Origin of the sequence: Pantoea sp. SS70, from assembly GCF_029866845.1 — a bacterium.
Classification (GTDB): domain Bacteria; phylum Pseudomonadota; class Gammaproteobacteria; order Enterobacterales; family Enterobacteriaceae; genus Pantoea; species Pantoea leporis.
Genome location: NZ_CP117199.1, coordinates 2,299,544 through 2,322,792 on the forward strand (window position 1 = coordinate 2,299,544; position 23,249 = coordinate 2,322,792).

Annotated in this window: 23 protein-coding genes and 1 pseudogene; 12 read left to right on the forward strand and 12 right to left on the reverse strand. The window is 54.3% G+C overall.

The window, feature by feature from the left end; all coding sequences use genetic code 11:
• Positions 1 to 3 precede the first annotated feature (3 nt).
• Both minD and minE read left to right on the forward strand, forming a co-directional pair.
• The gene (gene minD / locus PO881_RS10675) at positions 4 to 816 is read left to right on the forward strand and encodes a septum site-determining protein MinD (RefSeq protein ID WP_007889662.1); all 813 of its coding nucleotides are present in this window, start codon (positions 4 to 6) and stop codon (positions 814 to 816) included.
• 3 nt (positions 817 to 819) lie between these two features.
• Positions 820 to 1,089, forward strand: coding sequence for a cell division topological specificity factor MinE (gene minE, locus PO881_RS10680; protein ID WP_007889661.1), 270 nt, complete (start codon positions 820 to 822; stop codon positions 1,087 to 1,089).
• A 55-nt stretch (positions 1,090 to 1,144) separates the two neighbouring features.
• On the opposite strand, the gene rnd is transcribed toward minE, so the two are convergent.
• From rnd to PO881_RS10705, 5 genes are all read right to left on the reverse strand, one after another.
• Positions 1,145 to 2,266 (reverse strand): ribonuclease D, encoded by a 1,122-nt coding sequence (gene rnd / locus PO881_RS10685; RefSeq protein ID WP_280171752.1) that lies wholly within the window; start codon positions 2,264 to 2,266, stop codon positions 1,145 to 1,147.
• Between the two features lie 98 nt (positions 2,267 to 2,364).
• Positions 2,365 to 4,041, reverse strand: a complete 1,677-nt coding sequence (fadD, locus tag PO881_RS10690; RefSeq protein ID WP_146001316.1) for a long-chain-fatty-acid--CoA ligase FadD — start codon at positions 4,039 to 4,041, stop codon at positions 2,365 to 2,367.
• 209 nt (positions 4,042 to 4,250) lie between these two features.
• Positions 4,251 to 4,844 carry a Slp family lipoprotein gene (locus tag PO881_RS10695; protein WP_280171753.1) on the reverse strand — a complete coding sequence of 198 codons (594 nt, stop codon included), beginning with the start codon at positions 4,842 to 4,844 and terminating at the stop codon, positions 4,251 to 4,253.
• 60 nt (positions 4,845 to 4,904) lie between these two features.
• Positions 4,905 to 5,603 carry a tRNA (adenosine(37)-N6)-threonylcarbamoyltransferase complex dimerization subunit type 1 TsaB gene (gene tsaB / locus PO881_RS10700; RefSeq protein ID WP_101764196.1) on the reverse strand — a complete coding sequence of 233 codons (699 nt, stop codon included), beginning with the start codon at positions 5,601 to 5,603 and terminating at the stop codon, positions 4,905 to 4,907.
• A 51-nt stretch (positions 5,604 to 5,654) separates the two neighbouring features.
• Entirely contained in the window at positions 5,655 to 7,565 is a 1,911-nt protein-coding gene (locus PO881_RS10705; RefSeq protein WP_176970030.1) for an ATP-dependent DNA helicase, read from the reverse strand.
• A 124-nt stretch (positions 7,566 to 7,689) separates the two neighbouring features.
• Between PO881_RS10705 and PO881_RS10710 the strand changes: the two genes are divergently transcribed.
• The gene (locus tag PO881_RS10710; protein WP_061718729.1) at positions 7,690 to 8,034 is read left to right on the forward strand and encodes a RidA family protein; all 345 of its coding nucleotides are present in this window, start codon (positions 7,690 to 7,692) and stop codon (positions 8,032 to 8,034) included.
• Between the two features lie 14 nt (positions 8,035 to 8,048).
• Here PO881_RS10710 and PO881_RS10715 read toward each other — a convergent pair whose 3' ends face one another.
• Positions 8,049 to 8,246: a YoaH family protein gene (locus PO881_RS10715; protein ID WP_008110398.1), complete on the reverse strand. Its 198-nt coding sequence runs from the start codon at positions 8,244 to 8,246 to the stop codon at positions 8,049 to 8,051.
• A 110-nt stretch (positions 8,247 to 8,356) separates the two neighbouring features.
• Here PO881_RS10715 and pabB point away from each other — a divergent pair, with 110 nt between their 5' ends.
• The 4 genes from pabB (at position 8,357) to PO881_RS10735 (ending at position 14,169) form a co-directional block, all read left to right on the forward strand.
• Positions 8,357 to 9,715, forward strand: coding sequence for an aminodeoxychorismate synthase component 1 (gene pabB / locus PO881_RS10720; protein ID WP_280171754.1), 1,359 nt, complete (start codon positions 8,357 to 8,359; stop codon positions 9,713 to 9,715).
• A gap of 1 nt (position 9,716) precedes the next feature.
• Positions 9,717 to 10,286 carry a CoA pyrophosphatase gene (locus PO881_RS10725; RefSeq protein WP_137385915.1) on the forward strand — a complete coding sequence of 190 codons (570 nt, stop codon included), beginning with the start codon at positions 9,717 to 9,719 and terminating at the stop codon, positions 10,284 to 10,286.
• Positions 10,287 to 11,022: 736 nt separating this feature from the next.
• Positions 11,023 to 12,387 (forward strand): L-serine ammonia-lyase, encoded by a 1,365-nt coding sequence (locus tag PO881_RS10730; RefSeq protein WP_101764191.1) that lies wholly within the window; start codon positions 11,023 to 11,025, stop codon positions 12,385 to 12,387.
• Positions 12,388 to 12,606: 219 nt separating this feature from the next.
• On the forward strand, positions 12,607 to 14,169 hold the full coding sequence (locus PO881_RS10735; protein ID WP_280171755.1) for an EAL domain-containing protein: 1,563 nt from the start codon (positions 12,607 to 12,609) through the stop codon (positions 14,167 to 14,169).
• A gap of 54 nt (positions 14,170 to 14,223) precedes the next feature.
• Here PO881_RS10735 and PO881_RS10740 read toward each other — a convergent pair whose 3' ends face one another.
• Positions 14,224 to 15,789, reverse strand: coding sequence for a TerC family protein (locus PO881_RS10740; RefSeq protein WP_101764189.1), 1,566 nt, complete (start codon positions 15,787 to 15,789; stop codon positions 14,224 to 14,226).
• A 511-nt stretch (positions 15,790 to 16,300) separates the two neighbouring features.
• Between PO881_RS10740 and manX the strand changes: the two genes are divergently transcribed.
• The 4 genes from manX to PO881_RS10760 all read left to right on the forward strand — a co-directional run bounded on the left by manX (position 16,301) and on the right by PO881_RS10760 (position 19,542).
• Positions 16,301 to 17,272, forward strand: a complete 972-nt coding sequence (gene manX, locus PO881_RS10745; protein ID WP_280171756.1) for a PTS mannose transporter subunit IIAB — start codon at positions 16,301 to 16,303, stop codon at positions 17,270 to 17,272.
• 58 nt (positions 17,273 to 17,330) lie between these two features.
• Positions 17,331 to 18,131, forward strand: a complete 801-nt coding sequence (locus tag PO881_RS10750; RefSeq protein ID WP_064738889.1) for a PTS mannose/fructose/sorbose transporter subunit IIC — start codon at positions 17,331 to 17,333, stop codon at positions 18,129 to 18,131.
• A gap of 14 nt (positions 18,132 to 18,145) precedes the next feature.
• Positions 18,146 to 18,991, forward strand: coding sequence for a PTS mannose transporter subunit IID (locus PO881_RS10755; RefSeq protein ID WP_008110411.1), 846 nt, complete (start codon positions 18,146 to 18,148; stop codon positions 18,989 to 18,991).
• 92 nt (positions 18,992 to 19,083) lie between these two features.
• The gene (locus tag PO881_RS10760; protein WP_110866290.1) at positions 19,084 to 19,542 is read left to right on the forward strand and encodes a DUF986 family protein; all 459 of its coding nucleotides are present in this window, start codon (positions 19,084 to 19,086) and stop codon (positions 19,540 to 19,542) included.
• Here PO881_RS10760 and rlmA read toward each other — a convergent pair.
• The 4 genes and pseudogenes from rlmA to PO881_RS10780 all read right to left on the reverse strand — a co-directional run bounded on the left by rlmA (position 19,539) and on the right by PO881_RS10780 (position 21,812).
• Positions 19,539 to 20,345: a 23S rRNA (guanine(745)-N(1))-methyltransferase gene (rlmA, locus tag PO881_RS10765; RefSeq protein ID WP_280171757.1), complete on the reverse strand. Its 807-nt coding sequence runs from the start codon at positions 20,343 to 20,345 to the stop codon at positions 19,539 to 19,541. The genes PO881_RS10760 and rlmA overlap by 4 nt on opposite strands.
• Before the next feature lie 141 nt (positions 20,346 to 20,486).
• Complete coding sequence (gene cspE / locus PO881_RS10770) at positions 20,487 to 20,696, reverse strand: transcription antiterminator/RNA stability regulator CspE (RefSeq protein WP_008110414.1); 210 nt, start codon at positions 20,694 to 20,696, stop codon at positions 20,487 to 20,489.
• A gap of 86 nt (positions 20,697 to 20,782) precedes the next feature.
• Positions 20,783 to 20,854, reverse strand: a pseudogene (locus PO881_RS10775) (DUF2627 domain-containing protein); the annotation flags it as partial.
• Between the two features lie 682 nt (positions 20,855 to 21,536).
• Positions 21,537 to 21,812, reverse strand: coding sequence for a YebO family protein (locus tag PO881_RS10780; protein ID WP_280171758.1), 276 nt, complete (start codon positions 21,810 to 21,812; stop codon positions 21,537 to 21,539).
• Between the two features lie 216 nt (positions 21,813 to 22,028).
• Here PO881_RS10780 and PO881_RS10785 point away from each other — a divergent pair, with 216 nt between their 5' ends.
• Positions 22,029 to 22,265 (forward strand): YobH family protein, encoded by a 237-nt coding sequence (locus PO881_RS10785; RefSeq protein WP_008110416.1) that lies wholly within the window; start codon positions 22,029 to 22,031, stop codon positions 22,263 to 22,265.
• 36 nt (positions 22,266 to 22,301) lie between these two features.
• Here PO881_RS10785 and kdgR read toward each other — a convergent pair whose 3' ends face one another.
• Positions 22,302 to 23,093, reverse strand: coding sequence for a DNA-binding transcriptional regulator KdgR (kdgR, locus tag PO881_RS10790; RefSeq protein WP_176972779.1), 792 nt, complete (start codon positions 23,091 to 23,093; stop codon positions 22,302 to 22,304).
• Between the last annotated feature and the right edge of the window lie 156 nt (positions 23,094 to 23,249).

Below are 23,249 nucleotides of genomic sequence, written 5' to 3' on the forward strand. Positions count from 1 at the left end.
TTTATGGCACGCATTATTGTAGTTACATCGGGTAAAGGGGGCGTTGGCAAGACCACGTCAAGCGCGGCCATCGCTACCGGGTTAGCGCAGAAAGGCAAAAAAACCGTCGTCATCGATTTCGATATCGGTCTGCGTAACCTGGATTTGATCATGGGCTGTGAACGCCGCGTGGTATATGACTTTGTAAACGTCATTCAGGGCGATGCAACGCTGAATCAAGCGCTGATTCGCGACAAGCGCACAGAGCAACTCTACATTCTGCCAGCTTCACAGACGCGCGATAAAGATGCACTGACGCGTGAAGGCGTTGAAAAAGTGCTGAACGATCTGGCGGCGATGGAGTTCGACTTTATCGTCTGTGACTCACCAGCAGGTATCGAAACCGGCGCGCTGATGGCATTGTACTTCGCCGATGAAGCCATCATCACCACCAACCCGGAAGTCTCTTCAGTACGTGACTCCGACCGTATTCTCGGCATCATCTCTTCGAAATCCCGTCGTGCAGAGAACAGCCAGGATCCGGTGAAAGAGCATCTGCTGCTGACCCGTTATAATCCTGGCCGCGTAACCCGTGGCGATATGCTGAGCATGGAAGATGTGCTGGAAATTCTGCGCATTCCCCTGGTTGGCGTCATCCCGGAAGATCAATCTGTCCTGCGCGCCTCTAACCAGGGTGAGCCGGTGATCCTCGACGCAAACGCTGACGCCGGTAAAGCCTATGCTGATACCGTAGATCGCCTGCTTGGCGAAGAACGCCCCTTCCGCTTTATCGAAGAAGAGAAGAAGGGTTTCCTTAAACGCCTGTTCGGGGGATAACCAATGGCATTACTTGATTTCTTTTTATCCCGTAAGAAGAACACAGCCAATATAGCCAAGGAAAGGCTGCAGATTATCGTAGCCGAACGCAGAAGGGGCGACAGTGAGCCCCACTATCTGCCGCAGCTGAAGCGCGATATTTTGGAAGTGATCTGTAAATACGTAAAAATTGACCCGGATATGGTGACCGTTCAGCTGGATCAGAAAGGGGATGATATCTCGATCCTCGAGCTCAACGTGACACTGCCGGAGCCGGAAGACGTTCCTAAATGATTAAAGCGGTTTCCTGATTTTCCCCTGCGGTGTTGCGCAGGGGAAAATGCTCGCATTAAAGTGCCTGCAGAATCTCGCTGATACCCGCTTTCAGTAAGTCGCCCCGCCAGCCTGTCTGTAACTCAGGTGTGCGCGACGCGTTTTTCAATCCCCAATGCACACTCAGCACCTGATTAATCTGCCGACGTGATGCCAGCAGTTCCTGGCTGAAACCACTCTCTTCACTCACCTGTTGCACCAGCGCTTTAATGGCTTTAAACGCCTGCTTGTAGTGTGGGTGGTCGATCAGATTGGGCAGCGGCTGCGGCAAGGTCGCTTCATCCTGCGCCTGCGCTTCAGCCACCAGCGCCACCATAGCTTTACCGTGGAAGCGGATTTCATGGCCGTTCAGCCCTAAATGATTCAGCTCGCCAAGGCTGCCCGGCATAAAGCGCGCCACTTTCCACAGATTCTCTTCGCGCACCACGAAGTTCACCGCCATATCTTTCTGACGCGCGAGGTTTAAACGCCACGCGGCCAGACGTTGCAACGCCGCCAGCTGACGCGGACGCAGTTGCCACGCATTGGTAATGTCGCGCCAGGCTTCTTCCGGTTGCAGCACATCCAGGCGGCGCTGGCACAGCATATTGCATTCGCTTAGCGCCGCCGCCATGTTGCCAGCTTCTTCAGTTTGCGCCACCAGCTGATGGGCAATCGGCAGCAGATAGGCGACATCGGCAGCGGCATATTCACATTGACGTTCGGTCAACGGACGCGCCAGCCAATCGGTACGCGATTCGCTTTTATCCAGCTCGATTTGGTTGAAATGCATCACCATCGAGGCAAAGCCCCACGACAACGCCTGGCCGGTAAATGCCGCCAGAATTTGCGTATCAATCATGGGATCGGGCAGGCATTTAAAGCGATGCAGGAACACTTCCAGATCTTCGCCGCCGGCGTGCAGGAATTTGGTGACCTGCTTGTCCTGCAACAGCGCCACAAACGGCGTCCAGTCACTGATATTAAGCGGATCGATCAGGATCAGCTGGTCGCCATCAAACAGCTGAATCAGGCCGAGCTGCGGATAGTAGGTGCGGGTGCGCACGAATTCAGTATCCAGCGCCACGGCGGCGTGCTGGCGTGCTTTCTCGCACACGGCGGCCAGTTGGTCATTTTGGTCGATCAGGGTGTAATTCACGTTGTCTTTCTCGCTGCGGCAAACTACGCGCAGCGCTCCATGTTAAAAGCAATAAAAACGCCGGACTGTGCCGGCGTTAACCTGAGGAGAATGGCGCGTTACTGCCCTTCTCGCTTCGCCTCATCACGCAATTCGCGACGTAATATTTTGCCGACGTTGGTCTTCGGCAACTCGTCACGAAACTCGATAATCTTCGGCACTTTGTAGCCGGTGAGCTGGCGACGGCAATGATCCAGCACTTCTTCTTTCGTCAGTGACGGATCTTTCTTCACGATGCACACTTTTACCGCTTCGCCCGACAGATCGCTGGGAACGCCAATCGCCGCGGCTTCACGCACTTTCTCGTGCTGCATCAGCACATCTTCGATCTCGTTAGGATACACGTTAAAGCCTGACACCAGAATCATGTCTTTCTTACGATCGACGATGCGAATAAAGCCTTCGCTATCAACGGTAACAATATCACCGGTATGCAGCCAGCCATTTTTCAGCACTTCATCGGTAGCGTCGGCGCGCTGCCAGTAGCCGGTCATCACCTGCGGTCCGCGAATACACAACTCGCCCGGTTCACCTGGCGCCACATCCTTGTCTTCATCATCGACGATGCGCACATCGGTGGACGGCACCGGCAAACCGATGCTGCCGGTATGACAGGTAATGTCATACGGATTCACTGACACCAGCGGCGAACACTCGGTCAGACCGTAACCTTCCAGCAGATAGTGTCCGGTGAGTTTTTCCCAACGCTCGGCGACCGCTTTTTGCACCGCCATGCCGCCGCCGGCTGACAGGCGCAGCGTGGAGAAATCGAGCTTATTGAAATTGGCATCATTCAGCAGCGCATTGAACAAGGTGTTCACGCCAGTAATGGCGGTAAATGGGAACTTGCTGAGCTCTTTAACAAAGCCGGGAATATCGCGCGGATTAGTTATCAGCAGGTTGGTGCCGCCAAGGTCAAGGAACAACAGCCCGTTCACCGTCAGCGCGAAGATGTGATAGAGCGGCAGCGCGGTCACCACTTGCTCTTTGCCCGGACGCAGCAGCTTGCCGTAAGTAGCTTTAGTCTGTTCCAGATTGGCCTGCATATTGCGGTGCGTCAGCATCGCGCCTTTGGCCACGCCGGTGGTACCGCCGGTATATTGCAGGAAAGCGAGATCGTCATTGGTCACGGTTGGGCGTTGATAGGTCATCTGTTCGCCCTGCGACAAGGCGCTGCGGAACGGGACCGCGCCCGGCAGATGGTATTTTGGCACCAGCTTTTTCACGTATTTAACGACGAAGTTCACCAGCGTGGCTTTCACCGGCGCCAGCTGATCGCCCATACGCGTTAACATCACATGTTTGATCGGCGTTTCGGCCACCACTTTTTCCAGCGTGTGGGCAAAGTTCGAGACGATCACTATGGCGCTGGCGCCGCTATCAACGAGCTGATGCTTGAGTTCACGCGGCGTATAGAGCGGATTGACGTTGACCACCACCATGCCAGCGCGCAGTACGCCAAACAGCGCGACGGGATATTGCAGCAGATTGGGCATCATTAGCGCCACGCGATCGCCCTGCTTTAAGCCCAAACCTTGCTGCAGCCAGGCGGCAAAGGCGCGGCTTTGCTTTTCCAGCTGCCGATAGGTCATCGGCTGGCCCATATTGATGAAAGCCACCTGATCGGCGTATTGCTCTGTTGCGTGCTCGAAAAGATCGACCAGAGAAGCGTAACGATCCGCATTAATTTCCGCAGGGACATCTGCCGGATAGCGTTTGAGCCAAACCTTATTCAAAGAATCACCCCGATAATCCTGTTGCGTAGCCATCTCCGCCTCGACAATCAATGTTGTTAACAATATTTTAACTGATTGTACCAGTTTGCCTGTTTCGGCATTTTCAGGTTGCGAAGCGCATCACTAAATTTCGCGCATCGGTTGCGCGCCCAATAAAAAGGCCCGTTCGCACGCACCGCGACCGGGCCGTAAATAACACCATTAATAGCTTATTCGGTGAGGATAGTTTGTACCTGCGCCGGTTGGCCAAGGTTCATACCCCAATACGGATTGGGTCCCCAATATCCCGGACGATGGCGCGTTGGGCCATACCAGATGTAGGGATCAATCGGCTGCGGCGGCGTCATCACCTGTTGCGTCAGATGCCAGCGCTGATAGCCGCGCACATCGATCACCACAAAGTTGTAGCTGGCCTTACCGATATCGCCTTTCTCGGTGCCTTTGATGTTGCCCAGCACCGTGATGTATTGGTTATTCAAATCGACCGGATCGACAAAGCCGCGGATGTCAGCAAAGATGCGGCCAACCGAAGCTGAGCCTAAACGCGGACGCGCGCTCTCATCCAGCGGCTGGGTCGCAATTTCCACGCGCGTTAAGCCGTTAAGATTGGTGACCTTCACCACTTTCCCGCCGAAGCGTGATTCCTGACCGACAAACAGTTGCGGCGCGTTCATCACGCGCAGTAAATCTTGCTGTGGAAGCTCAGAACTTCCTTTAATTGAATCTGGCACCGAAACACAGCCGCTGAGCAGCATTGCGCAGGCTAACAGAGCGCCAGACATCCCTTTACGACTTATTGGCATAGCACTTCTCCTGTTATTTCTCTGATTAGACTGAGCACGCGAAGATAAGTTGCGCGCGGCCTAGCGTCCCGGCAACTTTTTCCATGCCACTTCATTGCGCAGATAAACCGGCTCGGCATTCTCCACCGCAACTGCTTCATCACGCTGCCAGGCGCTGAGCGCCAGCGGCAGCATATCTTCTGCTGCGGGTAACAATACCTCTGAGGCGATAAGCTGCGCGCCTGGCGAGGTGAGCAGATGCGGATAGGCTTGCCAGCCGGTGCCAACAGCCGTCCATTCGCCACCTAATGCGGCAATACGTTGCTGCGCCACGTCGGGTTTGATCACCGCTTCGGTTTCCGCGCCCTGCCATTCACCGTTTTCGTCGCGCTGATATTCAGCCCAATAGAGTTCGCCCATGCGCGCGTCGATTGCGGCCAGCACGCGCGTCGCGCCGGTCAAACGCCACGCGCCCTGCGCCATGGTCGCTAACGAGGAGACGCCAATCATCGGCAGATTCGCGCCAAGCGCCAGCCCTTGAGCAATGCCAATGCCGATACGCACACCGGTAAAACTGCCCGGTCCACGGCCAAACGCCAGCACGTCAAGCGCGGTCAGCTCCAGCTGCTGCGCCTGCAACAGCTCCTGAACCAGCGGCAGAATACGTTGGGTGTGATCGCGCGGGGCGATTTCAAAGCGGGCATCAATCTGCTGCAGATTTTGCAGCGCGGCAGAACAGGCTTCTGTCGCCGTGTCCAGGGCTAAAATTCGGGCGGACATAACAACCTCAGAGAGTCAAAATGGCGCGCATCTTATCACAGCCTGGCACAATTAGTGATCCACTGGCTGACGGACAAATTCGATGGCACGCGCAATATCGCGGGTGCGCGGCGTGGGTGGCAAACTGTTCAGGAACAGGCCGCCGTAGGGGCGAGAAACCAGGCGCTGATCGCAAATCACCAGTACGCCGCGATCTTCGGTATCACGAATTAAACGCCCCACGCCCTGTTTCAGGGTGATTACCGCATCAGGCAGTTGCACATCATTGAAGGGATCGCCGCCGCGCAGGCGACAATCTTCCATGCGGGCTTTGAGCAGCGGATCTTCCGGCGAGGTAAATGGCAGCTTGTCGATGATTACCAGCGACAGCGCATCGCCGCGTACGTCAACACCTTCCCAGAAGCTGCTGGTGGCGACCAACAGTGCGTTACCGGCTTCCAGGAACTGCTTTAGCAGCTGTCCTTTACTGGTTTCACCTTGCAGCAATACCGGCAACGTCATGGAAGCACGAAACTCAATGGCTAACTCGCGCATCATCTTGTGCGAGGTGCAGAGGAAGAAGCAGCGGCCTTTGTTGGCATCAATCAGCGGCTTCATCATGCGCGCCAGCTGGCGCGCGCCGCCGGGATGATTGGGTTCCGGCATGTTGCGCGGCACGCACAGCAGTGCTTGCTGGGTGTAATCGAACGGGCTGTCGAGGATCATCGTAGTAGCGTTATCCACGCCAAGGCGGCTGGAGAAATGGCTCATCTGCTCATTCACCGCCAGCGTGGCTGACGTGAAAATCCACGCAGCTTTGCGGTTATCCATCACTTCACGGAAGCGTTCCGCCACCGACAGCGGCGTCAGCGCCAGCGTGAAATGGCGGCTGTTGCACTCATACCAATAGCTGAAGCCGGGCTCATCAATGGCGCGCAGCCGTTTCAGGCGGGTGCGATACAGCGCCGCGCGCTCAAAAGCGGCGTCCAGCAGCGCGGAACGGCCGAGCGACAGTTTGATCACGTCGTAACAGAGTTCGAGCGCATCATCTAGCAAGGTAAACATGCGCATGATGTTGTTGTCGCTCAGCAGATCGCGCAGGTTGCCGCGAAAACCCGGTTCGCCGAGCGTCAAACGAAAATCCTGCGCGCACTGCGCCAGACGATCGGCAGATTTCTGCAGCTGCTGCACATCCCGCACTTCGGTGCGATAGGCGATGATGATGTCTTTGGCGAGGTCCTGCAGTTGACGGCTCGACAGCTGCTGACCGAAATACTGGCTGGCGATATCGGGGAGCTGATGCGCTTCATCGAAGATCATCACATCGGCCTCCGGGATCAGTTCGCCAAAGCCGCCCTCTTTCACCACCAGATCGGCAAGAAACAGATGATGGTTCACCACCACCACATCGGCGTCCATGGCTTTTTTGCGCGCTTTGACCACGAAGCAATCTTTATACAGCGGGCAATCGCTGCCGAGGCAGTTATCGTTGGTGCTGGTGACAAACGGCCAGATCGGGCTGTCTTCGGCCACGCCGTTGCAGTTGCTGACGTCGCCATCGGTGGTTTCTGACGACCAGCCGCGCACGCTGATCAAATCGCCCAGCGCCTGAACGCTGAGATCGCCGCCGGTTTGATTCTGCTGCTCAAGACGTTCGAGGCATAAATAGTTGGAGCGTCCTTTAAGCAGCGCAGTTTTGCCGCTGAACTTAAGGGCACGCGCGATGGTAGGCAGATCGCGATTATAGAGCTGATCCTGCAACGCTTTGGATCCGGTGGAAACAATGACTTTTTTCTTTGCCCGCAATGCCGGCGCCAGATAGGCATAGGTTTTACCGGTTCCGGTGCCCGCTTCTACTACCAGCTCGCCGCCTGTTTTCACCGCCTCGGTTACCGCTTTGGCCATTTGGCGCTGTGCTTCACGCGGTTTAAAGCCCGGAATTGCCTGCGCCAGTGCGCCATCAGCTGCAAAATCGTCTGCCACACTTCCTCACATCAAAAATTAAAACCACTGTAATTATGTCAGGATTCCCGGCGGGCAACCACAACAGATGACATGCGCCCCTGGGATATGGCAGGCTAGCGCAGCAAAATTAAAGGAGAACAGCATGACCATTACGCGTATTGATCCAGAGCACCGTATGTCCGAAGCCGTGGTGCATAACCAAACCGTCTATTACACCAGCGTACCGGAAAACCTGGATGAAGATGCGGAAGCGCAAACCGCCAATGCGTTGGCGGTGATTGACGCCATTCTGACGCGCGTGGGATCGGATAAGAGCAAGATCCTCGACGCCACCATTTTTCTGGTGGAGAAAAGCGATTTTCCGGCGATGAATCGCGCCTGGGATGCGTGGGTTTCGCCAGGCAATGCGCCGGTGCGTTGCACCGTGCAGGCCGGTTTGATGAACCCGAAGTATAAAGTCGAAATTAAAATCATCGCCGCGCTGTAAAATCCGTTCGGGCGTTATTCGTTGTCGTCTTCTTCATCCTCGTCGTCTTCGAACATCGCCCGAATGGCTTCACCTTTATAGGTTTGACGAATCTCCTGCGCCACCTGCGCAATCGCCTGTCCGCTCGACATACCGCCCGCCATCAATTCCTGGATGCGTTCAACCGCTTGCTGCTGTTGCTCATGGGATAACGCTGGAAGACCTGTAAACATAATTCACTCCTGGTGCATGGGGGACGCATTATTACCACGTGGAACAAACGGGTGCCAGCAACAAAAAAATATGTCAGGCTAGCGACCTGCTTGCTGAAGTGATTTGTCCCATGATGGTAAAAAGCCTCGTTCTGAAGTATACGCCCGAAACGCTGTTAGACCTTTTTGCTCCGCTAGCCCACCAACGCTGGGCGATGTTGCTGACCTCCGGCCAGGCCGATCATGCGGATAATCGCTTTGATATCCTCACCGCCGATCCGCGCGCGACGCTGACTACACGCGGTGCCAGCACTGAAATTATCTGCGGTGATGACGTCATTCACTCCGCCGCCGACCCGCTGTTGCTGGTGCAACAACAATGTGCCGCGCTGGGTGTCACGCCGGCTTTTGATGCCGGGTTACCGTTTCAGGGCGGCGCCCTCGGCCTGTTCGGTTACGATTTAGGACGACGCTTTGAAGACCTGCCGCAGCGCGCGCAGCAGGATCTCACCACGCCGGATATGGCGGTGGGCATTTATGACTGGGCGCTGATCGCCGATCACCATCTGCAAAAACTGACGCTGGTTTCGCTCACCGATGCCGGGCAGCGCTGGCACTGGCTGCAAGCACAAACCGCGCCGCCCGCCGAGCCTTTCGCCTTGACCAGCGAGTGGCAATCCAACCTCAGTTATGACCAGTATGCGCAGCGGTTCCACGCGGTGCAGGCCTATATTCAAGCCGGTGATTGTTATCAGGTGAATCTGGCACAGCGTTTTCAGGCGGGCTATCGCGGTGATGAGTGGCAGGCCTTTTTGCGTCTGACGCAGGCGAATCGCGCGCCGTTCAGCGCCTTCCTGCGTTTGCCGGATAGCGTGCTGCTGAGTTTATCGCCAGAGCGCTTCCTCGCTTTACAGCAGCAGGAGATTGAAACACGTCCGATTAAAGGCACTTTGCCGCGTCTTGCTGATGCCGAGGCCGACCGTTTGCAGGCAGAGAAGCTCGCCAACTCGCAGAAAGATCGCGCTGAGAACCTGATGATTGTCGATCTGCTGCGCAATGATATTGGCCGCGTGGCCGTGCCCGGCAGCGTCAGCGTACCGGAACTGTTCGTGGTTGAACCTTTCCCGGCGGTGCATCATCTGGTCAGCACCGTGCGTGCACGTTTGCCTGAGGCGCTGAGCGCAACCGATCTGCTGCGTGCTTGCTTCCCCGGCGGTTCTATCACCGGCGCACCGAAGATCCGCGCGATGGAGATCATCGAAGAGTTAGAGCCGCATCGCCGCAATGCGTGGTGTGGCAGCATCGGCTACATCAGCCTGTGTGGCCGTATGGATACCAGCATCACCATTCGCACGCTGATTGCGGAAAACCACCAGCTTTACTGCGCCGCCGGTGGCGGATTGGTGGCGGACAGCGACCTTGATGCCGAATATCAGGAAACCTTCCATAAGGTGAACCGTATTTTGCCCAGCCTGCGTGATGGGACCTGAAATGAATTTAACCCTTGAGCAGTTCCTCAGCCGCTTTGTCCTGCAACCGCCGCTGCATGCGCCGAAAAGTGCCATCAGCGGACGCCGTGCGGCGGTACTGGTGCCGGTGATCGACGGCGCAGAACCTGGCTTGCTGCTCACGCGTCGCTCATCACACCTGCGTAAACACGCCGGGCAAGTCGCCTTTCCCGGCGGCATGCAGGATGCCACTGATACCTCGCTGATCCACACCGCACTGCGTGAAGCGCAGGAAGAAGTGGGAATCCAGCCGGAACAGGTGCAGATCATCGGCGTTCTGCCGCCGGTGACCAGCAGCACCGGTTTCGCTGTGACGCCGGTAGTGGGCATTATTCCGGCTGATTTTGCTTTGCAGCTCAATCCGGACGAAGTGGAAAGCGCCTTTGCCATGCCGCTGGCGGAAGCATTGCGTTTGAGCCGCTACAGCGATCTCACCTTGCGCCGTGGTCATCGCCAACATCAGGTTTGGTTATCCTGGTATGAGGATTATTTTATCTGGGGCATGACCGCCGGGATTATTCGTGCGCTCGGTCAACAAATCGCCCTGCCGTAAATCACCTAATGCTTGCCAGTTAAACTGTCTTTTTGCTTCAGATCTGGTGCGGGCTCTGACACATCTGCTGCGTCACGGGCCGTCCTCGCGCCGCTAGCGCGTTGCCTTCGGCTTCCACGTCGTGCCGACGGACCGTTCGCGGATCGGCCATCCTGGCCGGCCCCGAACTGCCTCACGCATCCATGCGTGAGGCTCCTGGCCCAACGTAAAAGCCTCAGCGCTGCGAATGGCCCTTTTGCCACAGCAGACGCGCCAGCGCCTTTAGCAAATGAGCCCCTTTCATCAACATACACTGAAGCTTCAGAGCAGGCCGGGGCCGCTTTTGGGCAGGCATTCCGCAGCGCTGAACGAAGCGAGGAAGCCAGGAGAGCCCGCAGGACGCGGGCGAAAGGCGGAGCCGGGACAAGGAAGTCTCGTCTCCGCCGGTCCGTCAGGCAGACGAGCGAAGTGAAGGTACCGCGTTAGCGGCGCGAGGACCGCCGGACCAAAAGTGGCCCCGGCCAGCTCACTCTTCGTTTGCTGACCAAACAAACAATGTGCCGTAAAACCCCGTTTCGTTAGCCTTTCGCCGGGAAAACAGATCCGCTTCACAACTGTACAAACGGATAACTATTTCTGTGGTTTATAATTAGTTTATTTCATGCGAAAAGCTGCTCGTTATACGGCATGGGCGATTACTATTAGCCGCATAAACGGCTTATGCCGTGCAGAATAAGATTTGTGAGGAGTGTCACCGGTGATTAGTGTTTTTGACATGTTTAAAGTGGGCATCGGCCCATCCAGTTCACATACCGTCGGCCCGATGAAAGCGGGCAAGCAGTTTGTTGATCTGCTGGCCGAACAAGGCAAACTGCAGGACGTGACGCGCGTGGCGGTTGACGTCTATGGTTCGCTGTCGCTCACGGGCAAAGGTCACCACACTGATATCGCGATTATCATGGGCCTGGCGGGCTTCGAACCGGCCACCGTCGATATCGATGGCATTCCCGCGTTCATCAAAGATGTGGAGCAGCGCGAACGCTTGCTGTTAGCCAACGGCGCGCGCGAAGTGGATTTCCCGCGTGAAGGCGGCATGGTGTTCCGCAGCGAAAACCTGTCGCTGCATGAAAACGGCATGACGGTATTTGCCTTCGCGGGCGATCTGCTGATTCTGAGTAAAACCTACTACTCCATCGGCGGCGGTTTCATCGTCGATGAAGAGCATTTCGGCCAACCGGTGTTGAACGAAGTTTCCGTGCCGTGGCCTTTCCACTCTGCTAAAGAGCTGCTCAGCCACTGTCGGGAGAGTGGGCTGTCGCTGTCCGGTTTGGTAATGAAAAACGAACTGGCGCTGCATACTCGCGACGAGATTTACGCCTATTTTGGCAACGTGTGGCAAACCATGCAGGCCTGTATCGATCGAGGTCTGAATACCGAAGGCGTGCTGCCGGGTCCGTTGCGCGTACCTCGTCGTGCGGCTTCACTGCGCCGTTTACTGGTGTCATCCTCAAAGCACTCGAAAGATCCGATGGATGTGATCGACTGGGTGAATATGTTTGCGCTGGCAGTGAATGAAGAGAACGCGGCCGGCGGTCGTGTGGTGACGGCGCCTACTAACGGTGCCTGCGGCATCGTGCCAGCGGTGCTGGCCTATTACGATCACTTTATCGAACCCGTTACGCCCGATATCTTCATCCGGTACTTCCTCTCTTCTGGTGCGATTGGCGTGCTGTATAAAATGAACGCCTCTATTTCGGGTGCCGAAGTGGGTTGTCAGGGCGAGGTAGGCGTGGCGTGTTCCATGGCAGCCGCCGGTCTGGCGGAACTGCTGGGCGGCAGCCCGGAACAGGTGTGCGTGGCGGCGGAAATCGGCATGGAACACAATCTGGGATTAACCTGCGATCCGGTCGCCGGCCAGGTTCAGGTGCCGTGCATTGAGCGTAACGCCATCGCTTCCGTAAAGGCCATTAACTCCGCGCGCATGGCGCTGCGCCGTACCAGTGAACCACGTGTGTCGCTGGATAAAGTGATTGAGACCATGTACGAAACCGGTAAGGACATGAACGCTAAATACCGTGAAACCTCTCGCGGCGGATTAGCGATTAAGGTCCAGTGCGATTAACGCTTCGCTGGTGATTTAAACAACAGTTGGCTATTTTTATTCATCTGTAGCTACCTCCAACTGAGTAAAACAGATACATTGATTTTGAGCGCGGCCCTTTGTGGCCGCGCTTTTTTTAGTGCCGTATTTTTTATTCAGCCGCGCTAAACCTGGCCGCCTCAATGCCGATAACCTACACGTTAATTTGGCTTCAATCTTTGTTTTGCAAGGTGGTTACTGATGCTCATTCCCCAGCAATTTGTGGGTCAATTTCGCCGTAAGCGACTGCTTATTGCGTTAGTGATCGCCTCGCTGGTTCTGGTCCTGACGCTAACTTTTCGTTATATCGAAGAGAAATCGCGCATTGAGCAGCAGTCGCTGAATTTCGCCACCCGCGCGATTGAACGCTTTGATCGTATGTTCTCGCCGCTGGATGTTTCCGCCAACAACACGCTCGGTCTGGTTGGCGTACCTTGTGCGCAAGTGCGTTATCCGCTGATTGAGAAAATTGCCGCGCTGCAAACCGTGCGCACCGTGCTGCTGGTTAAGGACGACGCGCTCTACTGCTCCAGCATTTTCGGCCCGCAAAACCTCTCCTTCAGCCAAACCTATCCTGAATTAGCTATCAATAATCAGCGCATGATGTTGGCCACGGACAGTGATCTGTTGAAAGGATCGCCGGTGCTGCTGCTGTGGACGCCAAAATCGCTGGATAATCGCGAAGGTCTGCTGCAGGTCATTAATATTGAATTGATGACCAATTATCTGCTGGAGCCGCAGTTGCCGTGGGTTGAGCGCGCCATTTTCAACGTGGGTGGTCAGAGCCTTGAATACGGTAATCCGCTGATTGAACAAACTGAACCGTCTGAAGATGAAGTGGCGTACGATCAGGCATCACTGCGCTATCCGTTTAGCATCACCTTGTACGGCCCTTCTCCCGCCCGGCTGGCGCTTAACACGCTGCCTTCACAGCTGCCGCTGGCGCTAATGCTCAGCCTGCTAATGGGGTACATCGTCTGGCTGGCGACCGCCAATCGCATGAGCCTCAGTTGGCAGATCAGTTATGGCATCACCGCTAACGAATTTATGGTTTATTGCCAGCCGCTGATTAACGCCAAAAGCGGCGAGTGTGACGGCATGGAGCTGCTGCTGCGCTGGCATAACCAGCGTCAGGGCTGGATTGCGCCGGACGTGTTTATTCCGCTGGCCGAGCGGCAAAACCTGATCGCGCCGTTGACCCGCTTCGTGCTGGCGAAAGTGGTGGATGAGCTTCCCAATCTGCCGCAATGTCCGTCGTTCCACATTGCGATTAACGTTGCAGCCAGCCATTTTCGCGATCGCGCCATTGTGGAAGATCTGCAAAATATCTGGTGGCCGGCCAATCCCATGCCAAAACTGGTGGTTGAGCTGACGGAGCGTGACGCTTTGCCCATCATCGATCAATCGGTGGTGTCGCAACTGCATGAAATTGGTGTACGTCTGGCGATTGATGATTTCGGTACCGGCCACAGTTCGCTGGCTTATCTGAAAGACCTCAAACCGGATGTGCTTAAAATCGACAAGATTTTCACCGCCGCCATTGGCACCGATGCGATTAACGCGACCGTTACCGATATGGTGATCTCGCTGGCGCAGCGCCTGAATATTTCACTGGTGGCGGAAGGTGTGGAAACTGCCGAGCAGGCACACTATCTGCGTGAGCGCGGCGTCGACCATCTGCAAGGCTATTTCTACGCGCGACCTATGCCGATTGAGGATTTCCCGCAATGGCTGGAGCAGCATCAGGCGCAGCTAAGCGCATAAAAAAACGGCCACTCCTTTTGGCGTGGCCGTTATTGTTTCCTTCAGTCCGATGACTTACCCGGCGTGTTCTTCGTGGTCGAATGGCTTATCTTTGGTGACGCGCACCAGATCGATACGGTAATCGGTCGCCTCAATCACCTGGAAGTGCAGCGGCGGCAAATCAATCACTTCGCCGGGCAGCGGCAACTGGCCTTTCTGTGCAATCAACAAACCGGCTAGCGAGGCGTGATCTTCATCGGCTTTCACCAACTCGTGATGATCCAGCAGCTGTTGCAGCGAGTGTAAATCGGTCCCGCCCTTCACTAACCAACCGTCGCCATCGGCAATGATGTCTGGCGTTTCGTCTTCATCCGGGAACTCACCGGCAATCGCTTCCAGCACGTCCAGCGGCGTGATTAAGCCCTGCACCACACCAAATTCGTTGGTGACAATTACAAAGCTACCTTTAGCACGGCGCAGCACGCCCAGCAGATTGATTGGGTCCAGGGTTTCCGGAACCACTATCGCCGGCGTGTTAGCCGCAAAGGTCGCCACATCCATGCCGTGTTCCAGCGCCACCAGCAGCTCTTTGGCACGCACCACGCCGATGATTTCATCCAGCTCACCGCGACATACCGGGAACAAACTGTGTGGCGTATCCAGCAGCTGAATACGAATTTCATCCAGCGGACGCGAAACATCCACCCACGAAATGTTACCGCGCGGCGTCATGATGCTACGGATTGAACGCTGCGATAACGTCAATACGCCGTTGATCATGTAGCGCTCTTCGTCCTTAAACGCTTCCTGCGGCATCGCTTCGGTCAATGAGGTTTCTTCAGTTGTCGTCGCTTGCTTACGCTGGCGTCCGCCCATCAAACGCAGAATCGCTTCGGCGGTGCGTTCACGCATCGGGCGATGTTCCTGATGCTTGATAAAGTTACGGCGCGCAATCTGGTTAAACAGCTCGATGATGATCGAGAAGCCGATCGCGGCGTACAGGTAACCTTTGGGAATGTGGAAACCAAAGCCTTCGGCCACCAGCGACAAACCAATCATCAGCAGGAAGCTCAGACACAGCACCACCACCGTTGGGTGTTCATTCACAAAACGCGTCAGCGGTTTCGAGGCCAGCAGCATGACGCCCATGGCGATCACCACGGCGGTCATCATCACCGGCAGATGGTTTACCATACCAACCGCAGTAATCACCGCGTCGAGTGAGAACACCGCATCCAGCACCACAATCTGAATCACCACCGCCCAGAAACTGGCGTAGCTCTTATTGCCCTGATGTTCGAGCCCGCGGTTCTCGAGCCGCTCATGCAGTTCCATGGTTCCCTTGAATAACAGGAATAAACCACCGAACAACAGAATTAAATCTCGTCCGGAAAAGCTGAAATCGCCTACGCTGAATAAGGGCCGCGTCAGCGTCACGATCCAGGAGATCAGCGACAGCAAGCCAAGACGCATCACCAGGGCGAGCGACAATCCGATTAGACGGGCTTTATCGCGCTGCTTCGGCGGCAATTTGTCCGCGAGGATGGCGATAAAAACCAGGTTATCAATGCCGAGAACAATTTCCAGCACAATCAGCGTGAGCAAACCCGCCCAAATTGAGGGGTCGAAGAGAAATTCCATCAATGACTCCTTACCGGACGTGAAGGCGCACGAAATTGAGTCTGCACCAGAGGGCGAGACGAGAGATCGTTACAGGCGGTGATAACGCTGAAGAGCGTGGAAGCGGGCGCGGAAAAGCGCTGAGAACATGTTGAGCGACGTCGGTGACGGTCCATAAAGGTGAGCTGAAGCCCGGTACTCCTGAATAAAAAACAGAACGCTAATGTATCAGTTACATCAACGACGTCAAAAAAATTTATTACATTTACAAATATCTACGTTAACGCAGGAATATCGAACAAAAGTGCACATTAGCACCGTTACGCGCGAAATAGCTGACAAACATCACATAATTTATTTTTTCGATCACTAAAATAAATCGCGACCTTATCGCTGTGCAGCGGATTGTTGCGTTTTATTTATTGATGCTTTTTCTCTATCACATCATCAACGATCCACCTGAAACACTAACGGTAATATTCAATGATTCCCGGCAATGCCAGAGAATCTCTCACGCGAACGGAGGTAGCAAGTGACCATTGCTATTGTAATTGGTACACATGGCTGGGCGGCAGAACAGTTGCTTAAAACAGCAGAGATGCTGTTGGGTGAGCAGGAAAATGTCGGATGGATTGATTTCGTTCCCGGCGAAAATGCAGAAACGCTAATCGAAAAGTATCAGGCACGGCTGGCCGATCTCGATACGTCAAAGGGCGTGTTGTTCCTGGTCGATACCTGGGGTGGCAGTCCATTTAATGCGGCCAGCCGCATTGTAGTGGATAAGGATGACTATGATGTCATCGCTGGCGTCAACATTCCGATGCTGGTTGAAACCTTGATGGGACGTGATGACAACCCATCGCTGGAAGAACTGATTCACATCGCGGTAGAGGCCGGTCGTGAAGGCGTTAAAGCCCTCAAAACTGAAACGCCAGCGCAAGCCGCAGCTGCGCCTGCTACGGTTGCAGCGAAAGCGCCTGCTCAGCCGCAAAAACCAATGGCTGCAGGCGATCACATGAAAATCGGCCTGGCGCGTATTGATGATCGTTTGATTCACGGGCAAGTGGCCACGCGCTGGACCAAAGAGACCAACGTTACCCGCATCATCGTGGTATCTGATGAAGTGGCGAACGACCATGTGCGCAAAACGCTGCTGACGCAGGTGGCCCCGCCAGGCGTTACCGCGCACGTGGTGGATATCGATAAGATGGTTCGCGTGTGGAACAACCCGAAATATGGCAATGACAAGGTGATGCTGCTGTTCACCAATCCCACCGATGTGGTGAGGATTGTCGAGCAAGGCGTGGACATTAAGTCGGTCAACATTGGCGGCATGGCGTTCCGTCAGGGCAAAACGCAGGTGAACAACGCGGTATCGGTGGATGAAAAAGATATCACGGCGTTCCGCAAACTTAATGAGCGCGGTATTGAACTGGAAGTACGTAAAGTGTCCAGCGATCAGCGACTGAAAATGATGGACCTGATCGCCAAGGTCAATCCGTAGTTCGCCCTTTGCCTGCATACGTGGGCGAATTTTAGAGACCTTGCAGAGGAGAAATGCAATGGAGATAACCACGCTACAAATCATTTTGATATTTATTGTGGCCTGTATTGCCGGGATGGGATCGATTCTTGATGAGTTCCAGTTCCACCGTCCGCTGGTGGCTTGTACCTTAATTGGTGCGGTCCTCGGTGATATGAAAACCGGTATCATCATCGGCGGTACGCTGGAGATGATTGCACTGGGCTGGATGAACATCGGTGCGGCCGTTGCACCGGATGCGGCGCTGGCTTCGATTATCTCAACCATTCTGGTTATTGCCGGTGGTCAAAGCGTGGGCGCCGGTATCGCACTGGCGATTCCGCTGGCTGCGGCCGGTCAGGTTCTGACCATCATCGTGCGTACCATCACCGTAGCCTTCCAGCACGCCGCCGATAAGGCAGCCGAGAAAGGTAACCTGACGGCCATCAGCTGGATCCACGTATCCGCGCTGGTGCTGCAGGCGATGCGTATTGCCATCCCAGCACTGATCGTGGCGATTTCTGTCGGTACTCACGTGGTTCAGGAACTGCTGAACTCAATTCCAGACGTGGTCACCAACGGCCTGAACATCGCCGGCGGCATGATCGTGGTGGTGGGTTACGCGATGGTCATCAACATGATGCGCGCGGGCTACCTGATGCCGTTCTTCTACCTTGGCTTCGTTACTGCAGCCTTCACCAACTTCAACCTGGTTGCGCTTGGCGTGATTGGCGTGGTGATGGCGGTGCTGTATATCCAGCTGGCACCGAAATATAACCGCGTTGCAGGTGCTGCAACCAGCGGTCCTGCAAACAATGACCTCGATAACGAACTCGACTAGGAACAGGTGAAATCATGGTTGATACAACTAACACTCCAAAGAAACTCACCCCCGGCGATGTCCGCGGTGTGTTCCTGCGCTCTAACCTGTTTCAGGGTTCGTGGAACTTTGAACGTATGCAGGCGCTGGGTTTTTGCTACTCAATGGTGCCGGTGATTCGTCGCCTCTATCCAGAAAACAACGACGAACGTAAACAGGCGATTAAACGTCACCTCGAGTTCTTCAACACCCATCCTTACGTAGCGGCGCCGGTGCTGGGCGTCACCATGGCGATGGAAGAGCAGCGTGCCAACGGCGCGCCGATTGATGATGCAGCGATTAACGGCATCAAAGTGGGTCTGATGGGTCCGCTGGCTGGTGTGGGCGACCCGATTTTCTGGGGTACCGTGCGTCCGGTGTTTGCTGCGCTGGGTGCCGGTATCGCGATGAGCGGTAGCCTGCTGGGTCCATTGCTGTTCTTCATCCTGTTTAACGCCGTGCGTCTGTTGACGCGTTATTACGGTGTGGCGTATGGCTACCGTAAAGGCGTGGATATTGTCAGCGATATGGGCGGCGGTTTCCTGCAGAAACTGACGGAGGGCGCGTCGATTCTCGGCCTCTTTGTCATGGGGGCCTTGGTTAACAAGTGGACGCATGTGAATGTGCCGCTGGTGGTGTCACGCATCACCGACCAGACCGGTAAAACCACGGTTACTACGGTGCAATCTATCCTCGATCAGCTGATGCCAGGCCTGATTCCACTGCTGCTAACCTTTGGCTGTATGTGGCTGCTGCGTCGTAAGGTGAATGCGTTGTGGATTATCGTCGGCTTCTTCGCCCTCGGTATCTTCGGTTACTGGATCGGCCTGCTCGGTCTGTAATCACCCCGCCGGGAGCCCTGCTCCCGGCTATTATTGAGCGGCATTATCTGAGCGCCCACGTTGAGATAATTTCGCTTGAGGAAGAACACCTAATGTCACTGACTGACGCCCTGATCGCCCTGCTGATTGCAGGCTTCATTCTGTTCGCCATCTATGATGAAGCGATCCTGCCGCGCCGCAATGGCCCTACAAAACTGCGCGTCGCACTGCGCCGTCGCCATAAAATCGATAGCGCCATTTTCGTGGTGCTGCTGCTGATTCTGCTGTGGAACAACATAGATAAACATGGCACACAACTCACCACCAATTTGCTGATGGTGCTGTGCTTTATGGCGATTTGGCTATTCTGGGTGCGCAGCCCGAAGCTGTTGATGAAGGAAAATGGACTGTTTTTTGGCAGCGTGTGGATCGACTACGGTCGCATTCAGAGTATGAATCTGTCAGAGGATGGCATTCTGGTGATGCAGCTGGAGCAGCGCCGCCTGCTGATTGCTGTCAAACAGCTTGATGACCTGGAACGGATCTACAATACGCTGGTGGAAGCGCGTTAATCGCGCTGCCATAACGTCAGCATAAAGTCGGCATCACAGTTAAACTCGCTGGATGCCGCCAGGTTCTGCCACACTTCTTCGCGCGCACGCCAGGCAAATGGCGTCATCTGCAATAAGCTCACCGCCTCACTTCCGCTCAACGTCATGCTGTAATGCAGGTTTTGTTGATCGACCTGCCTGAAGCCGGCATACACTTTCTCTTCCGCCGCGTGCAGCTGCACTTCGCGATAAATCAGTGCCTTGAACTGCTGCAAGTGATGCGGTCCCGGCGTCACCGTTAGTAGGTAACCCCCCGCTTTGATCGCGCGGCTCAGCTCATCTTCATTGCAGGGCGCATAGATGCGCACCACGCCATCCAGAGAAGCATCAGCAAAAGGTAAACGCTGGCTGGACGCCACGCAGAATTTCACCGCACGATAGCGTTTAGCTGCCATGCGAATCGCTGCTTTCGCCACATCCAGACCAAAGAGTTGCGCCTGCGGTAACGCATCGGCCATCGCCGCAGTGTAATAACCTTCCCCGCATCCGAGATCTAACAGCTGTGTATCTTGCTCACCCAGATGCTGCGCGAGGATCCCGGCGACAGCCGCGCGCAACGGCTGATAGTGTCCGGCATCGAGGAAGGCGCGTCGTGCCTGCAGCATCTCGGCGCTATCGCCCGGTTCACGCGAACCTTTGTGCTGCACCGGCAGTAAATTGACGTACCCTTCTTTCGCCTGATCAAACTGATGACCTGCATCACAGCGGAAGCTATTCGCCTGCTGCAATAAAGGCTGATGACAAAGTGGGCAAATCAAAGACATAGACAACTCCGGGTTAGCAATTCGCGGCGCAGTTTACCCTGATCATCTGGCTACAGAAAGGATAAAAGAAAAAGCCCCGTTCAGTGAACGGGGCTTTAGGATTCGTTTCAGTGGTGCATGGCACCGAGCCTGAGGGCGAAATCAGATTGGGGTAACGTTGACCGCAGCAGGACCTTTCTGGCCATCCTGGATTTCGAACTCAACGCTTTGGCCTTCGGCCAGAGTTTTAAAACCATTGCCCTGGATTGCAGAGAAGTGTACGAATACATCTTTGCTACCATCAGCAGGAGTAATAAAACCAAAACCTTTAGACTCGTTGAACCACTTAACCTGACCTTTAATCTTTGCCATTTCGCAAATTTCCTTTCAATGATTATATTGCCCGCAGGCAGACTTACAGATAAACCAGAGACATTACTGAATGAGGCACTAATTTAAGGTTCGGCAAGGAAGCGGTATTCAACGTCAACGTCTTTACTCGTAACTTCTTTACTGAAGATGCCATACATAAACAGAACTGTACCTCGTTTGACCTACGATTTGTTATCACATATCCGTAAATTAATGGCAAGCCATTTTTAAACGGTGATCGACGTGACGCACATAATTAGTTAATTGGCGCGGCACTTCATCAATCAACATATTGACACCCAGCGCGGAAGGTGCGCAAAAAAGGGTTATCAGTCAGTATAGTTAGCGTCAAATTGCCGCTTAGTCAAGCGCAGCGGTAATGTCTATATTGGTACAATTTTAGGGGTTAACTGTACGACAAAAATATTGCACTAATATGGCATCAATAAGATATTCCACTGAAAACTTCGCTCGCCACACAACAACTGCGCGCCGTTCAAATCTTGTACAAATAGTTATCCCAAGTATAAGTTATTAATTGCTTTGCACCAAAATCAGGAGAAACCAATAATATACGCCCCATATAAACGCATTAACAGTAGGTGGCATTTATCTCAATTTTAACTATCTACCCAACAATTAAATGTTAAAAAGAACATTGAAGAGCTTGATTTAACAAAAACTCCTTAGGATAAATCTTAGTTGATATTCTTTCTGGCAGGGATGGTTGCTATTCATACCTGGCTTAGAAGGGAATTTACTAAAAGTCATTATCCCGCCACGCACCATTTCAGTGCGCAGCGGTGCCATAATGGCGATTATTTCACCCCTTTTAACGGCTTAACGTTCCGGGATCATCCGAATAAAATCGCGTTTTTCATCCGCGTCTTCATCCGCTGGTGGTTTTGCTGTGGATGACTGTGCGTCAACCAGACGGCGCAGGAGCGCATTCTGTTTCTTTTGCTCTTCGATGACGGCTTCCAGCAAACGGATCTGCTCACTGGCGCGCACGCTAGCCCGGTTGACAAAGAACCAGACAATAAAGGCCACAAGAATGATGATGGCCAGAACGCCATAGTTAAACAGCGGGCTGGTGTTTGCGGCTAATTCGTTCATAACTGCCTCTATAGTCAAAAATCAAACATCTACTCCGCCGCTGATTCTACTCGCTGCCGACGCAAAAGATAATGGGTAGCGACGGAAAGCAGATTATCCCGCCTGCCCTCTCTTTCAGTTATCTCTGATCGATTCGATGGCTAAAGCGCGGCATGCTGCTACAGTAGATTCGCAGCAACGTTGGACGCGCTGCGTTGTGTACCACAAGGAGATAAGATGAAACTACTTATTCGGACGATTATGCTGGTGGCATTAATTTGGTTAGCGATGCTGCTGACCGGCTATGGCGTACTCACCGGCAGCAATAAGAATGCGGCGGGACTTGGGCTGCAATGCAGCTATCTGACCGCACGCGGAATGATCACGGCACAGTATCTGCATACAGACAGCGGTATCGTCGGCGTAACGGATTGTCCACTGCTGAAGAAAAGTGGCGAAGTGGTCGACAATTAAGCGTTGAAACGGGCTGGCAACAGCCCGTTTTTCATTTCAGAAAGGATAGTCGTGGTAGCCCATTTGTTCAGACAGATTGCGCGCCGCACGATGCAGCATCGCCACATACTCATTTTTGGCTTCTTCAGAAAAACGAATGGTGGGGAACGAGATGCTTAGCCCCGCAATCACCACGCCAAAACGGTCAAATACCGGCACCGCGATGCAACGTAAGCCCTCTTCCTGCTCTTCATTATCTTCGCCAAATCCCTGTACTTTTACCTGATCCAACACCGCTAGCAACGCTTCTGCAGTGACAATGGTTTTCGCGGTACTGCGGCGGAATTCCACTTCGCTCAGAATCTCCTGCACTTCAGCGCGATCGCGCCATGCCAGCAGCACTTTACCAATCGCGGTGGTGTGCAGTGGATTGCGGCGGCCGATGCGCGAATACATACGCAGGTTATAAAGAGAATCGATTTTATGGATGTAGACGATGCTGTCTTCTTCCAGTGCGCCGAGGTGAATGGTTTCTTTAGTCAGACGCGACAGCTCACGCATCTCAATATCGGCGCTACGAATCAGATCGACGTTCTGTAACGCTTTGGCACCGAGTTCGAATAGCTTGAGCGTCAGCGAGTATTTCTCACTTTCTCCTTCCTGCGCCACATAGCCAAGCGATTTCATGGTCTGTAAAAAGCGATAAACGGTACTTTTTGACATCATCACGCGTTGGGACAGTTCGGTGATGCCGTGATCGCGCTCTTCGCCCAGCGCCTGCAGAATGCCAAACACTTTCATCACTGATGAAACCGAGTCTGGCTGTTTATCATTATCACTGCTCGCCATGGCGCGTATCCTTTTTGACAGTGTTTCAAAAAAAACGGAACAGAAGCGCCAGTATATGCGTTTCAGCCTGATGGCGGCAACGACTGACGCTAAGTGACACATCCACACGTAATTTTATGTCAATGAATGCGGTGCTTTTCGGCAGCGAATTGATTA